Origin of the sequence: Rhodococcus sp. MEB064 (genome assembly GCF_000834565.1) — a bacterium.
GTDB lineage: Bacteria > Actinomycetota > Actinomycetes > Mycobacteriales > Mycobacteriaceae > Rhodococcoides.
This window is the reverse complement of the sequence record NZ_JXQS01000003.1, coordinates 103,014-116,944: the sequence shown is the minus strand read 5'-3', so window position 1 is coordinate 116,944 and position 13,931 is coordinate 103,014. Positions and strand designations below refer to the sequence as shown.

The following is a 13,931-nucleotide window of genomic DNA, read 5'->3' as shown; positions in this document are numbered from 1 at the left end:
CGTGGTGGCTATGGCCTTCTCTCGGGTTTCGATACTCGGTTCGTCCAGCGACGGGAACCTCTCACCACTTTAACGTCTCCCCGAGAAGCGCATTCCTTTATGTCGCCAGGCACCCGCGGCACTAGGTGCTCCGGTTACAGCAACCTGCTCCGGTTACAACAGGAGCGGGTTGCGGAAACCGGAGCAGGTGCGCACGGCTGGCGCTTCAAGCAGGGGGCGCGCCGTCCCACCTGTCGGTCAGGGCGCCCAGGGCCCCGAGCGCCACGGCTGCGGCTGTCGACGTGCGCAACACCGTCGGTCCGAGCAGGGCGGTGACTGCACCGGCGGCGACGAGTTTGTCGATCTCGGAGTCGTCCAGCCCGCCCTCCGGTCCCACGATGAGCACGACCTCGCCCGCGTCACGGAAGGGCAGTGTGACGAACGGTGAGGACGCGGACTCGTGCAGGGCGACGACCAGGCCTCCGCGTGCCACGACACCCGACACCATCTCGAGCACCATCCTCGTGTCGTGCAGGTCCGCGACGTCCGGAACGAACGCGCGCCGGGCCTGCTTGGCCGCACTAGTCGCAGCATTGCGCCATTTGACGACGCCCTTGGCGGCCTTGGGTCCGTCCCACCGCGATACGCACCGCAGCGACTGCCACGGCACGATCGCGTCGACGCCGGCCTCGGTCGCCGTCTCGACCGCCAGCTCCGAGCGCTCCGACTTGGGGAGCGCCTGGATCACGGTGACCGTCGGGGACGGCGGCGCTGCCGACGTGACGGACAGGACCGTGACGTCGAGGCGGTTCTTCTCGACGCCGACCACCTCGACCGTCGCGAACGATCCGTGACCGTCGGACAGCACCAGCCGCTCACCGATCGTGGTGCGCCGCACCGTCGCGGCGTGCCGACCTTCTGCGCCCTCGAGAACACCCGTCTCTCCCGGCGCGGGTAGCGGGTCGAGGAAGTAGACGGTCGCAGCCATCGCCCGAACCGGCTATCGACTGAAGGCGTCGCGCAGGCGCGAGAACAGACCGCCCGTGTGCTGCGACGCCGTCGTCACCACTTCGGCGTTGTCGCGCTCGCGGTGCGTTCGGAGTTGCTGCAGGAGCTTGGTCTCGGTCGAGTCCAGGCGCGACGGGACGACCACCTCGAGGTGAGCGTGCAGGTCACCGCGAACTCCGCTGCGCAGCTTCGGCATTCCGTGTCCGCGGAGAACCTGGACGGACCCGGGCTGTGTGCCGGCGTCGATAGTGATGTTCGTCGGGCCGTCGAGGATCGCGTCGACGCTGACAGACGTTCCCAGCGCGGCGTCCGCCATGGGCACGCGGATGGTGCAGTGCAGGTCGTCCCCGTCGCGCACGAAGACGTCGTGCGACTTCTCCACGACCTCGGCGTAGACGTCACCGGCGGGACCACCACCGGGGCCGACCTCGCCCTGCGCGGCCAGACGGATCCGCATGCCGCTGCCGACACCGGCCGGCACCTTGACGGCGAGTTCGCGGCGGGCACGGACGCGTCCGTCGCCACCACACTTGCGGCACGGATCAGGAATGGTCTCACCGGCGCCGCGGCATGTCGGGCAGGGGCGGGCGGTCATGACCTGGCCGAGGAACGACCGCTGGACGGACTGCACCTCGCCGGCGCCGTTGCACGTCTCGCAGCGGACGGGCTTGGAGTCGCCGTTGGTTCCGGCACCGGTACACACGTCGCACAGCACGGCCGTCTCGACGGCGATGTGCTTGGTGACGCCCGTGGCGCACTCCTCCAGGGTGAGGGTGGTGCGCAGCAACGAGTCGGATCCGGGCTGGACGCGCCCGCGAGGACCGCGTGACCCTCCGCCGTTGCCGCCGAAGAATGCCTCGAACACGTCGCCGAGGCCACCGCCGAAGCCCGCCCCACCGAAGCCGCCGGCACCGCCGCCTCCACCACTCTCGAGGGGGTCGCCGCCGAGGTCGACGACGCGTCGCTTCTCGGGATCGGACAGCACCTCGTAAGCGGCGCTGATGTCCTTGAAGCGGGCCTGGGCCGACTCGTCGGGGTTGACGTCGGGGTGGAACTCGCGCGCGAGCTTGCGATACGCGCGCTTGATCTCCTGATCGGACGCCTTCGAGTCGACGCCCAGAGTTCCGTAATAATCGCGTGCCACGTGAGTACTCATATCCTTCGGTCCGAAACGGGTTCGTGTGAGGTGGTGTCTTCGGTGATGGCCGTCAGCGTTCGGCCAGCACCTCTCCTATGTATCGGGCAACGGCAGCGACGGAGGCGATCGTTCCCGGATAGTCCATCCGTGTGGGACCCAACACTCCCATGCCGCCCAGCACGTTCCCCGCGGAGCCGTAGCCGGTCGAGATGACCGAGGCTCCGCGCATCTCCGGTGCCATGGTCTCCTCACCGATCCGCACGGTGATGCGCCCGGTCTCCTGTGTCGCGGCGATCAGCTTGAGGACGACGACCTGCTCCTCGAGCGCCTCGAGAACGGAGCGCAACGAGCCGGGGAAGCCGTTCAGTGCCGCGAAGTCCGCGGCGTTGCGGGTGAGGTTCGCCGTGCCGCCGAGGACCAGGCGTTCTTCGGGATGCTCGACCAGGGTCTCGACCAGCACGGTCGACGACCGGACGACGGCGTCGCGAAGATCGTCGGGTGCCGTCTCCGCGAGTTCGGCCACGGCGACGGACGCCTGGGCCAGCCGCTTACCTTCCAGCGCGCCGCCCAGCAGAGTGCGCAGACGGCTCAAGTCCTCGTCGCCGATCACGTCTCCCAGTTCGACGATGCGCTGATCGACGCGTCCGGAATCGGTGATCAGAACCAGCAGCAGCCGCGCCGGTGTCAACGCGACGACCTCGAGGTGCCGCACCGACGATGCCGACAGTGTCGGGTACTGCACCACCGCTACCTGGCGGGTGAGCTGGGCGAGCAGACGGACGCCTCGGCGCAGCACGTCGTCCAGGTCGACACCCGAATCGAGGAATTGCAGAATGGCGCGCCGTTCTGCCGCCGAGAGCGGTTTGACGTCCGCGATGCGGTCGACGAACTGCCGGTACCCCTTGTCGGTGGGAATGCGGCCCGAGCTGGTGTGCGGCTGGGTGATGTAGCCCTCCGCCTCGAGAACGGCCATGTCGTTGCGCACGGTCGCGCTCGATACGCCCAGGTTGTGGCGGTCCACCAGTGCTTTCGACCCGATCGGCTCCTGCGTCGCGACATAGTCGGCGACCAGGGCACGCAGGACCTCGAAACGTCGATCTTCCGTACTCGACATCGCAACCCTCCTACGCTCGGATTCGGCACCACTGTCGGACGCGGGCACCGGGACCAGCCGATTCTAGTCGCCGCCGCGACGGTGCCCCATTCCACTACTGTGACCGGTGTGATCTTCAAGGGAGTGCGCGACGGCAAGCCGTACCCGGAGCACGGCCTGTCGCTGCGCGACTGGTCCAAGATTCCGCCCCGACAGCTGCGTCTCGACGAGATCGTGACCACCACCAAGGTTCTCGAACTCGACCGGCTGCTGTCCGAGGACAGCACGTTCTACGGTGACCTTTTTCCCCACGCCGTGCACTATCACGGCGTCGTCTACCTCGAGGACGGGCTGCACCGGGCCGTGCGCGCCGCGCTCCGTAACCGCGTCGTACTCCACGCCCGTGTCTTCGACTACGACGCGATCGCTGTCTAGGAGCCTCACTCGAGGATGTCGCGTACGACCCCGTCGGCGAGCAGTCGTCCACGGTCGGTCAGCACGAATGTCTCGCCCTGCGCGTCGAGTAGTCCCTCCTCCACGAAGGATCGAGCGCGGCTCACCTCGTCGGCGGACAGGTCCGACGCCGCGACACCGGTCCGCAGCCGCACCGTCAGCATGACTCGTTCCATATGCTGTTCTTCCGCGGTGAGCACCTCGGAGTCCGCGATCGGCAACTCGCCGGTCGACAGCGTCTCGGCGTACCGCGCCGGGTGCTTGACGTTCCAGAACCGGGTCCCGTCCACATAGCTGTGGGCGCCGGGCCCGATGCCCCACCAGTCGCCGCCGTCCCAGTAGCCGATGTTGTGGCGACATTCGGCCCCGTTGCCTCGCGCCCAGTTGGACACCTCGTACCAGCCGAAACCGGCACGGCTCAGGGTCTCGTCGATCCGCTCGTACCGGGCGGCCAGCACGTCGTCGTCGGGCATCGGGATCTCGCCGCGGCGGACCCGACGCGCGAGGGCGGTGCCGTCCTCGACGATCAGCGCGTACGCCGACACGTGGTCGACTCCGGCGTCCAGCACCGCATCCAGCGACGCGTCGAGGTCGGAGTCGCGCTCGCCGGGCGTGCCGTAGATGAGATCGAGATTGACGTGGTCGAAGCCGGCCGCCGCTGCTTCACGCGCGGCGTCGACGGCTCGTCCCGGTGTGTGCGTGCGGTCGAGGATGGCGAGCACGTGCGGCGCCGCGGACTGCATACCGAGCGACACCCTGGTGAAGCCTGCTGCGCGGATGCCGTCGAAGAAGTCCGGCGACGTCGATTCCGGATTGGACTCCGTCGTCACCTCGGCTCCGGCGGAGAACTCGAAGGAGGACCGTGCGGCCCCCAGCAGGTCGGCCAGCCCGTCGGCTCCGAGCAGTGACGGGGTTCCGCCGCCGACGAAGACCGTGTCGACACTCGGCACTCGGCCCGATTTCCGCTGGAACGTGGCCGCCGCGAGATCCAGCTCACGGCGCACTCCGTCGAGCCAGGACTGCGGTGACGCCGAGGTGCCCAGTTCACCGGCCGTGTAGGTGTTGAAGTCGCAGTAGCCGCAGCGCGTGGCGCAGAACGGGACGTGCAGGTACAGCCCGAACGGTGTGGACGTGTCGGTGTCGGGTGCGGTGAGTGCAGCGGAGGTCACCGGTACGAGTGTCCTCCACCTGCTGGTGAGCACGTTCCGGAGCCCGCCGTGGTCGGACCGCACTCGGCGTCATGGCAGAATGGACGCCATGACCGTCATTGAGATCATGCTCGTGGCTCGCCGCCACGTCGATCTCGCACGCGTCTGCAGCTGTCTGGAATCCACCGTCTGATCTTCCCGCCAGCCCGCACAACCCCGGCCGGTCAGGGACGAGGTGTGCGGACCAGCCCTCCGAACACTGCGAACCTGTCGGCGCCCGACTTCTGGAGCGCGACTCATGACGACCTCACCCGATGCAGCTGCGCCTCGTGCGCGCACGCCCCGATCCGCCAAGCGCAGGTCCGAAGGCCAGTGGGCCCTCGGCTACCGCGAGCCGCTGAACGCGAACGAGCAGAGCAAGAAGGACGACAACCCCCTCAACGTGCGTGCGCGCATCGAGAACATCTACAGCAAGCAAGGCTTCGACAGCATCGACAAGGCCGATCTGCGCGGCCGTTTCCGCTGGTGGGGTCTCTACACCCAGCGCGAGCAGGGTTACGACGGCACCTTCACGGGCGACGAGAACATCGACCTGCTCGAAGCGAAGTACTTCATGATGCGCATCCGCTGCGACGCCGGGGCGCTCACCGCGCTCCAGCTGCGCACTCTCGGCGAGATCTCGACGGAGTTCGGCCGCGACACCGCCGACCTGTCGGACCGCGAGAACGTGCAGTACCACTGGATCGAGGTCGAGAACGTCCCGGAGATCTGGCGACGCATCGAGTCCGTCGGCCTGAAGACGACCGAGGCGTGCGGTGACTGCCCCCGCGTGGTCCTCGGTTCACCGCTGGCCGGCGAGTCGCTCGACGAGGTGCTCGATCCGACCGCGGCGATCGACGAGATCGTCGAGCGCTACATCGGCAAGCCCGAGTACTCCAACTTGCCTCGCAAGTTCAAGACGGCCATCTCCGGCCAGCAGGACGTGGTGCACGAGGTCAACGACATCGCGTTCATCGGGGTGAACCATCCCGAGCACGGTCCCGGCCTCGACGTCTGGGTCGGCGGCGGACTGTCCACAAACCCCATGCTCGCGCAGCGTCTCGGCGTCTGGGTTCCCCTGCACGAGGTGGCGGACGTCTGGGAAGGCGTCGTGTCGATCTTCCGCGACTACGGCTACCGCCGTCTGCGCGCGAAGGCCCGGCTGAAGTTCCTGGTCAAGGACTGGGGCATCGAGAAGTTCCGTGAGGTGCTCGAGACCGAGTACCTGAAGCGTCCGCTGCTCGACGGCCCGGCGCCCGAGAAGCCGACCCGTCCCATCGATCACGTGGGCGTGCAGAAGCTGAAGAACGGGCTCAACGCGGTGGGCCTCGCCCCCATCGCCGGACGTGTGTCCGGCACGATCCTGCAGAAGGTTGCCGACGCCGCCCAGCGCGCCGGTTCCGACCGCATCCGCTTCACCCCGTACCAGAAGCTGATCGTGCTCGACATCTCCGACGAGAAGCTCGAGGACTTCATCGCCGAGATGGACGCGCTGGGCCTCCCGGCACGCCCGTCGATCTGGCGCAAGAACCTGATGGCCTGCAGCGGAATCGAGTTCTGCAAGCTGTCCTTCGCCGAGACCCGTAAGCGTTCGCAGGTGCTGGTGCCCGAGCTCGAGCAGCGTCTCGCCGACGTCAACGCACAACTCGACGTGCCGATCACCGTGAACATCAACGGCTGCCCCAACTCGTGCGCTCGCTCGCAGGTGGCGGACATCGGATTCAAGGGCCTTCTCGTCGACGACGGTGCCGGCGGTCAGGTCGAGGGCTTCCAGGTCCACCTCGGTGGCAGCCTCGGCTTCGACAGTGCCTTCGGCCGGAAGCTGCGCCAGCACAAGGTCACCAGCGTCGAGCTGGGCGACTACATCGACCGGGTGGTCCGCAACTTCGTCAAGCACCGCGACGAGGGCGAGCGATTCGCGCAGTGGGCCGTCCGTGCGGACGAAGCGGATCTGCAGTGACGGGCCGCGGGAATCGCCCGGGTCGAGACCTGGTTGAGCGGTGGACCGTCTCCGCGCGAAAGGTTGCATCATGAGCATCACCACACATCGCCACCTGTCCGAGTCCGAACTCCGCGACATCGCCGAGCGCGGGGCGCGAGAGTTGGACGGCGCCTCCGCGGTGGAGCTCATGCAGTGGACCGAGGACAACTTCGGTGACGACTACATCGTCGCGTCGAACATGCAGGACGGCGCACTGGTCCACCTCGCCGCGCAGATCCATCCCGGTGTCGACGTGCTCTTCCTCGAAACCGGGTACCACTTCGCCGAGACCATCGGCACGCGCGACGCCGTCGAACAGGTCTACGGCGTCAACGTCATCGACGCTGCCACCACGGTGTCCGTCGCCGAACAGGACCGCCTCGAGGGCAAGGACCTCTTCGCCCGAGATCCCGCACGGTGCTGCGCGCTGCGCAAGGTCGTCCCGCTGAAGCGTGAGCTGAAGAACTACAGCGCCTGGGTCACCGGTATCCGCCGAGTCGAGGCGCCCACACGTGCGAACTCGCCGCTGATCTCGTTCGACGAGGGCTTCGGTCTGGTGAAGATCAACCCGCTCGCCGCGTGGTCCGACGACGAGATGCAGGCGTACATCGACCAGCACGGCATCCTGGTGAACCCGCTGGTGGACGAGGGCTACCCCTCGATCGGGTGCGCACCCTGCACCGCGAAGCCGGCACCGGGAGCAGATCCCCGCAGCGGCCGATGGGCCGGTAGCACCAAGACGGAGTGCGGACTGCACTCGTCCGAGGAAGGAACCCGATGACCGCAGCTCCGGTGGAGCCCGTCGTGGACGTGACGCACGTCGACGAACTCAGGGCTCTCGAAGCCGAGTCCGTCCACATCATCCGCGAGGTGGTGGCGGAGTTGGAGCGGCCCGTTCTCCTCTTCTCTGCGGGCAAGGACTCCATCGTTCTTCTGCGACTGGCGGAGAAGGCTTTCCGCCCCTCCCCCATCCCGTTCCCGGTGATGCACGTGGACACGGGCCACAACTTCCCCGAGGTCATCGAGTTCCGCGACCGTCGCCTCGCCGAGGGTGGCCATCGACTGGTCGTCGCCTCCGTCCAGGAGTCGATCGACAAGGGGCGCGTGCGTGAAGTCGGCGGGCCGTCCGGCTCGCGTAACCGTCTGCAGACCCGCACCCTGCTGGATGCGTTGGAGGAGAACAAGTTCGACGCAGCCTTCGGTGGTGCACGGCGCGACGAGGAACGCGCCCGCGCCAAGGAGCGTGTGTTGAGCTTCCGTGACGAGTTCGGTCAGTGGGATCCGCGCGCACAGCGTCCCGAGCCCTGGTCCCTCTACAACGGACGCATCAAGCGCGGTGAACAGGTCCGCGTGTTCCCCCTCAGCAACTGGACCGAGCTCGACATCTGGCGCTACATCGAGCTCGAGCAGCTCGAACTGCCGTCGATCTACTTCGCGCACGAGCGCGAGGTCTTCGAACGGGACGGCATCCTGCTGGCCACCTCCGAGTTCACCTCTCCGACCGAGCACGAGAGTGCCGCAGTGGAGATGGTGCGATACCGCACCGTCGGCGACCTCACCATCACCGGCGCGGTCCGCTCGCACGCCACCGACATCGCGGGCGTGATCACCGAGATCTCGGCGGCCACGGTCTCCGAGCGCGGCGAGACCCGCGCCGACGACCGAACGTCCACCGCCGCAATGGAAGATCGCAAACGCGAGGGGTACTTCTGATGACCGCCACCTACGACCTCCCCGCCGACACCGCGTCGGGTGCAGCGTCTCCCCCACGCCAGCTGTTGCGCATCGCCACCGCGGGTTCCGTGGACGACGGCAAGTCCACGCTCATCGGGCGTCTGCTCCACGACACCGACAGCCTGCCGCTCGACCACCTCGACGCCGTGACCGACGAGGAGGGTGTCGCCGACCTGGCAGCACTGTCCGACGGTCTGCGCGCCGAGCGTGAACAGGGCATCACCATCGACGTCGCCTACCGCTTCTTCTCCACTCCCACACGCAGTTACGTCCTCGCCGACACTCCCGGACACGAGCGGTACACCCGCAACATGTTCACCGGGGCGTCCAACGCGAACGTCGCCATCCTCCTTGTCGACGCCCGCGCCGGGGTGCTGCGACAGACGCGTCGTCACGCCAGGATCGCGACGCTGGTCGGCGTCGACCGACTGGTCGCGACCGTGAACAAGATGGATCTCATCGACTTCGACGAGAACCGGTTCCGCGACGTCGAGCGGGAACTCGCCGAACTCGGCGCTCGTCTCGGCACCGAGATCCTTGTCATCCCGATCGCGGCAAAGCTGGGCGACAACGTCGTCGAGCCGTCCACGAACATGCCCTGGTACTCCGGGCCCACACTTCTCGATCACCTCGAGAAGATCGACCTGGTCGCTCCCGCACCGGTGGCGACCGAGCTGCGCCTGCCCGTGCAGTGGGTCTCGCGTCCCACCGACGGCGAGCGTCGCCGCTACACCGGACGCCTGTCGGCCGGCACCATCCAGGTCGGTGACTCCGTGGTGGCCCTGCCGTCGGGATCACGCAGTGTCGTCACCGCACTGGACACCCTCGATGCGGGCCGCGATGTCGCCGTCGCACCTCTGAGCGTGTCCGTCGAACTTGCCGACGACATCGACGTCGCCCGTGGCGATGTGCTCGTCAGCGGCGAGCCGCAGGCCCACTTCCCCACGCTGGCACGCGAATTCGACGCCACAGTGTGCTGGCTCGCCGAAGCACCGCTCGGTGTCGGTGACAGGTTGGCCCTCAAGCACACCACGACGACGGTTCGCGCCACCGTCCAGCGCATCCACTCACGGCTCGATCCGGAGACGCTCGACGAGCACCCCGGCTCGGAGAACCTGTCGCTCAACGACATCGCCCGCGTCACGCTGCGCACCAGCGCCGTCGTGGTGGCCGACGATTACCGCGACAACCGTGACTCCGGAGCGTTCATCCTGCTCGACGAGCACACCAACGACACCGTTGCCGCCGGCATCATCGAGGGTGCGCGAGCAGTCCTCGACCGCTCGGACACCCCGTCCTGGATTCCCTCGTCGCTCACGCGGGACGAACGGGCGCGCCGCACGGGTCAGCGCGGCGCGACCATCTGGCTCACCGGCCACCCGTCGTCGCACAAGGCGTCCATCACGGTTGCCGTCGAAGATGCTCTGACCGCCGCGGGCAGAACTGCCTACATCGTCGGCGGGGACAACGTGCGAAGCGTTCTCGACATCGACGCCTCCGCCGGAACCCGTTCCGCGACTGTGCAGTTGGCGCGCCTGGCCCGGCTGTTCGCCGATGCCGGTGTCGTCGCCGTCGTGCCGGTCTCCTCGACGGATGCCGACGATCTCGCGGCGGCTCGCATGGAGATCGAGGCGGCGGGCATCTCCGTCACGGAGCACCGCGTCGACGCCGACGACACCACGGACCCGTCCGAAGTCGCCGCCTCGGTGCTGCGCGGACTGGAGAAGTAGCCCCTTCGAGGGGTTCGCGCTGCAGGGTGTGTGCACACGGGTTGTGGTGAGCGCACACCCGTTACGGCCTGCCGTACCGGGTGTGCACTTCCCGCAAGTGGTGTTCGGTCGGCCGGTGGGTGCTGCACGGTATGTGCACACGGGTTCTGGTGAGCGCACACCCTCTACGGCCTGCCGCACCGTGTGTTCGCTTCACGCAAGAGGTGTTCGCTCGGCCGGAGGGCGCTGCACGGTGTCTGGCGGGGCGCTGCAGGGTGTCTGCACACGGGTTCTGGTGAGCGCACACCCTTTACGGCATGCCGCACTGTGTGTTCGCTTCACGCGGGAGGTGTTCGCTCGACCGGAGAGCGCTGCACGGTGTCTGGCGGGGCGCTGCACGGTGTGCGCACACGGGTTCCGGTGAGCGCACACCCTCTACGGCGCGCCGTAGCGTGCGTTCACTCCACACAAGAGGTGTTCACTCGGCCGGTAGGAGCTGCACGGTGTCTGGCGGGGCGCTGCACGGACTGGGGACGCAGGCTCGTGCCGTTCCAGGGATAACGCACGCCGATCGTGGACTATAGCCACCGGTATCCGGGGGCAGATGTCCACGATCAGGGTGTTCCGTGCTCACGTGTTCGGTGGAAGGGTGCTGCACGGTGTGTGCACACGGGTTCTGGTGAGCGCACACCCTTTACTGCCTGCCGTACGAGGTGTGCACTCCACACAAAACGTGTTCTCTCAGCCGGAGAGCACTCACGCGGCCGCGGCGGGCGCCGAAGGGTGTGTGCACATGGGTTCTGGTAAGCGCACACCCTCCCCCGCATGCCGGAGCCGGTGTGCACTCCACACAAGAGGTGTTCGCTCGGCCAGAGGGTGCTGCACGGTGTGTGCACACGGGTTCCGGTGAGCGCACGCCCATCGGCGCAGGCTCAGCCCGGGATCACCGGCACGCGGGTGGCGCGCACGTACACGGTTTCGCCGCTCTCCAGACCCAGCGCCTCGTTGTCACCCCGGGTGATCTGCGCGAAGAACAGCTCGTTGGTCGCGCCGTTGCGCAGCTCGACCCGGACCTCGAAGCCGAGATGGACGACGCGTTCGACCGTGGCCCGGGTGACGCCGGCGTTCTCGGCGGTTCCGGTCTGCTCGGCACGGGCCAGGTCGGGTGTGCGTCCGACACGGATGTCGTGCGGCCGCACCAACTGACCGTTCAACTTGGAGACCTCGCCGAGGAACGACATCACGAAGTCGTTGGCAGGGGTGTCGTACAGCTCGCGGGGAGCCCCGATCTGTTCGATGCGGCCCTTGTTCATGACGGCGATGCGGTCGGCGACGTCGAGTGCCTCCTGCTGGTCGTGCGTCACCAGCACCGTGGTGACGTGGACCTCGTCGTGCAGTCGACGCAGCCAGGTCCGGAGGTCGGCGCGCACCTTGGCGTCGAGAGCTCCGAACGGCTCGTCCAGCAGCAACACCCGAGGATCGACCGCGAGGGCGCGGGCGAGGGCCATGCGCTGACGCTGACCACCCGACAGCTGTGCCGGGAAGCGGGTCTGGAAGCCGGACAGTCCCACGATGTCGAGGAGCTGGTCGACCCGCTCGTCGATCTCCGCCTTCGGCTTCTTCCTGATCTCGAGTCCGAAGGCGACGTTCTTACGCACGGTCAGGTGCTTAAAGGCCGCGTAGTGCTGGAACACGAAACCGATGTCGCGCTTCTGCGGGCTGACGGTGGTCACGTCGTCCCCAGCGATGACGACGACGCCGGAGTCCAGTTCCTCGAGGCCGGCGATCGAGCGGAGCAGCGTCGACTTGCCCGAGCCGCTGGGCCCCAGCAGAGCGGTGAGCGACCCGGACGGGATGTCGAGGGACACGTCGTCCAGGGCGGCGAAGTCGCCGTACCGCTTCTGTGCACCGCGGACCGAGATCTCGATGCTGTCCGTGCGCTTCTGCGTCGTCGATGTGGTCACGGTGCTCATTCCTTGGTTCGCTTGCGGTCCAGAACAGTCATCAGCAGCAGCACGATGACGGCGACGACCATGAGAAGTGTCGAGGCGGCGTAGGCGCCGGGTTGGTTGAAGTCCTCGTACCGGGCATTGACCAACAGAGTCAACGTCTGGGAGATGCCGGGCAGGTTGGTGGAGACGATGATGACGGCACCGAACTCGCCCAGGGCGCGCGCGACGGTCAGCACGACTCCGTACGTCAGACCCCACCGGATGGCCGGAAGCGTGATCCGCCAGAAGGTCTGCCACGAGGTCGCGCCCAGGGTGGCGGCTGCTTCTTCCTGTTCCTCACCGATCTCGTAGAGGACGGGCTCGACCTCGCGCACGACGAACGGCAGCGTCACGAAGATCGTCGCCAGCACCATGCCGGGCAGCGCGAAGATGACGGTGATGCCCCACTCCGCGAGGAAGCCGAACCACCCGCCCGCGCCCCAGAGCAGGATCAGCGCCACTCCGACGATGACCGGGGACACGGCGAACGGAAGGTCGACGACGGCCTGCACGAAGCCCTTGCCGCGGAAGCTGCCTCGCGCCAGGGCTAGTGCCGTGACGACGCCGAACACCACGTTCAGGGGAACGACGATCGCGACGATGATCAACGACAACTGCAGAGCCGACTGCGCGGCAGGGGTCGTGATCAGTTGGAAGAACGAGACGATGCCGTTCTCGAAGGTCCGGTAGAGGATCGCGCCGAGGGGGAAAACGACGAGGACGGCGAGGTACAGCAACGCGACGGTGCGCAACCCGATACGGGTGCCGGCGGCGAGCCTCATTTCTGTTCCTCCCGATGTGCGAGGCGGCTGCCCGCGATCCGCAGCACGAAGAGCACGACGAACGCGATGGCGAGCAGCACCACGGAGATCGCGGCCGCGTCGACGGGCTGGTCGGTCTCGATCTGCTCACGGATGAGCTGCGACGCGATCTGCGTGTTGCCCGGGATGTTGCCGCCGATGAGAACGACGGAGCCGAACTCGCCCAGTGCACGCGAGAATGCCAGACCCGCTCCCGAGAGGATCGACGGCAGCAGCACCGGGAGGACGACCCTGCGGAAGATGACCAGGTTGCTCGCTCCGAGCGATGCGGCGGCTTCCTCGACCTCACGGTCCAGTTCGATCAGCACCGGCTGTACCGCACGGACGACGAACGGCAACGTGACGAAGGCGAGGGCGATCACGACGCCGGTCTTCGTGGCATTGAGCGTGATCCCGACGGGACTCATCGGCCCGTAGAGGGACAGCAGAACAAGGCTCGCGACGATGGTGGGCAAGGCGAACGGCAGGTCGATCAGCGTGTTCACGATGGACTTGCCGGGGAACTCGTCGCGGACCAGAACCCAGGCGATGACGGTTCCCATCACCACGTTGATCAGAGCGGCGAGTACCGAGACCTGCACGGTGACGCGCAGAGTCGCCAGCGCCCGCGGATCAGTTACCGCATCGAAGAATTCCGCGGGGCCCTCGGACAGTGACCGACTCAGAACCGCTGCGAGTGGCAGCAGCACGATGATCGAGAGCCACAGGACGACCGTGCCGAGTGTCAGGGAGCCACCGGGCAGTCCGGAAGCCGCGCGCCGTCTACCGGGCGAACCTTGAGAGGACGCCGGTCGGCGGGTGAAGAGTTTTCGCCGACCGGCGACCTCTGTCGTCATG

General features: G+C 67.4%; 12 protein-coding genes. 5 read left to right on the top strand and 7 right to left on the bottom strand.

Translation table 11 applies throughout. The annotated features are described in order from the left end of the window. Nucleotides 1–205: 205 nt before the first annotated feature. The 3 genes from RU01_RS01975 to hrcA form a co-directional block, all read right to left on the bottom strand. Nucleotides 206–967: a 16S rRNA (uracil(1498)-N(3))-methyltransferase gene (locus tag RU01_RS01975; protein ID WP_042572815.1), complete on the bottom strand. Its 762-nt coding sequence runs from the start codon at nucleotides 965–967 to the stop codon at nucleotides 206–208. Between the two features lie 12 nt (nucleotides 968–979). Next, nucleotides 980–2,131 (bottom strand): molecular chaperone DnaJ, encoded by a 1,152-nt coding sequence (gene dnaJ, locus RU01_RS01970; protein ID WP_042572814.1) that lies wholly within the window; start codon nucleotides 2,129–2,131, stop codon nucleotides 980–982. Nucleotides 2,132–2,195: 64 nt separating this feature from the next. Further along, nucleotides 2,196–3,239 carry a heat-inducible transcriptional repressor HrcA gene (hrcA, locus tag RU01_RS01965; protein ID WP_042572813.1) on the bottom strand — a complete coding sequence of 348 codons (1,044 nt, stop codon included), beginning with the start codon at nucleotides 3,237–3,239 and terminating at the stop codon, nucleotides 2,196–2,198. A 108-nt stretch (nucleotides 3,240–3,347) separates the two neighbouring features. Between hrcA and RU01_RS01960 the strand changes: the two genes are divergently transcribed. Then, a complete protein-coding gene (locus RU01_RS01960; RefSeq protein ID WP_042572891.1) occupies nucleotides 3,348–3,653 on the top strand; it encodes a type II toxin-antitoxin system VapB family antitoxin in 306 nt (101 codons plus the stop codon). A gap of 5 nt (nucleotides 3,654–3,658) precedes the next feature. Here the strand turns inward: RU01_RS01960 and hemW are convergent, their stop codons facing one another. Next, complete coding sequence (gene hemW / locus RU01_RS01955; protein ID WP_042572812.1) at nucleotides 3,659–4,840, bottom strand: radical SAM family heme chaperone HemW; 1,182 nt, start codon at nucleotides 4,838–4,840, stop codon at nucleotides 3,659–3,661. 277 nt (nucleotides 4,841–5,117) lie between these two features. Here hemW and RU01_RS01950 point away from each other — a divergent pair, with 277 nt between their 5' ends. From RU01_RS01950 to RU01_RS01935, 4 genes are all read left to right on the top strand, one after another. Next, the gene (locus RU01_RS01950; RefSeq protein WP_042572811.1) at nucleotides 5,118–6,818 is read left to right on the top strand and encodes a nitrite/sulfite reductase; all 1,701 of its coding nucleotides are present in this window, start codon (nucleotides 5,118–5,120) and stop codon (nucleotides 6,816–6,818) included. A 70-nt stretch (nucleotides 6,819–6,888) separates the two neighbouring features. Beyond that, entirely contained in the window at nucleotides 6,889–7,620 is a 732-nt protein-coding gene (locus RU01_RS01945; RefSeq protein WP_042572890.1) for a phosphoadenylyl-sulfate reductase, read from the top strand. Then, nucleotides 7,617–8,552, top strand: coding sequence for a sulfate adenylyltransferase subunit CysD (gene cysD / locus RU01_RS01940; protein WP_042572810.1), 936 nt, complete (start codon nucleotides 7,617–7,619; stop codon nucleotides 8,550–8,552). Before RU01_RS01945 ends, cysD begins: the two co-directional genes overlap by 4 nt. After that, nucleotides 8,552–10,303, top strand: coding sequence for a GTP-binding protein (locus RU01_RS01935; protein ID WP_052493072.1), 1,752 nt, complete (start codon nucleotides 8,552–8,554; stop codon nucleotides 10,301–10,303). Before cysD ends, RU01_RS01935 begins: the two co-directional genes overlap by 1 nt. 911 nt (nucleotides 10,304–11,214) lie before the next feature. Here RU01_RS01935 and RU01_RS01930 read toward each other — a convergent pair. From RU01_RS01930 to cysT, 3 genes are read right to left on the bottom strand one after another with little or no spacing between them, the layout of a single operon-like run. Further along, nucleotides 11,215–12,246 carry a sulfate/molybdate ABC transporter ATP-binding protein gene (locus RU01_RS01930; RefSeq protein WP_231568561.1) on the bottom strand — a complete coding sequence of 344 codons (1,032 nt, stop codon included), beginning with the start codon at nucleotides 12,244–12,246 and terminating at the stop codon, nucleotides 11,215–11,217. 5 nt (nucleotides 12,247–12,251) lie between these two features. Then, nucleotides 12,252–13,055, bottom strand: a complete 804-nt coding sequence (gene cysW / locus RU01_RS01925; protein WP_042572808.1) for a sulfate ABC transporter permease subunit CysW — start codon at nucleotides 13,053–13,055, stop codon at nucleotides 12,252–12,254. Continuing rightward, a complete protein-coding gene (gene cysT / locus RU01_RS01920; protein WP_082042814.1) occupies nucleotides 13,052–13,930 on the bottom strand; it encodes a sulfate ABC transporter permease subunit CysT in 879 nt (292 codons plus the stop codon). Before cysT ends, cysW begins: the two co-directional genes overlap by 4 nt. Nucleotide 13,931: the final 1 nt, after the last annotated feature.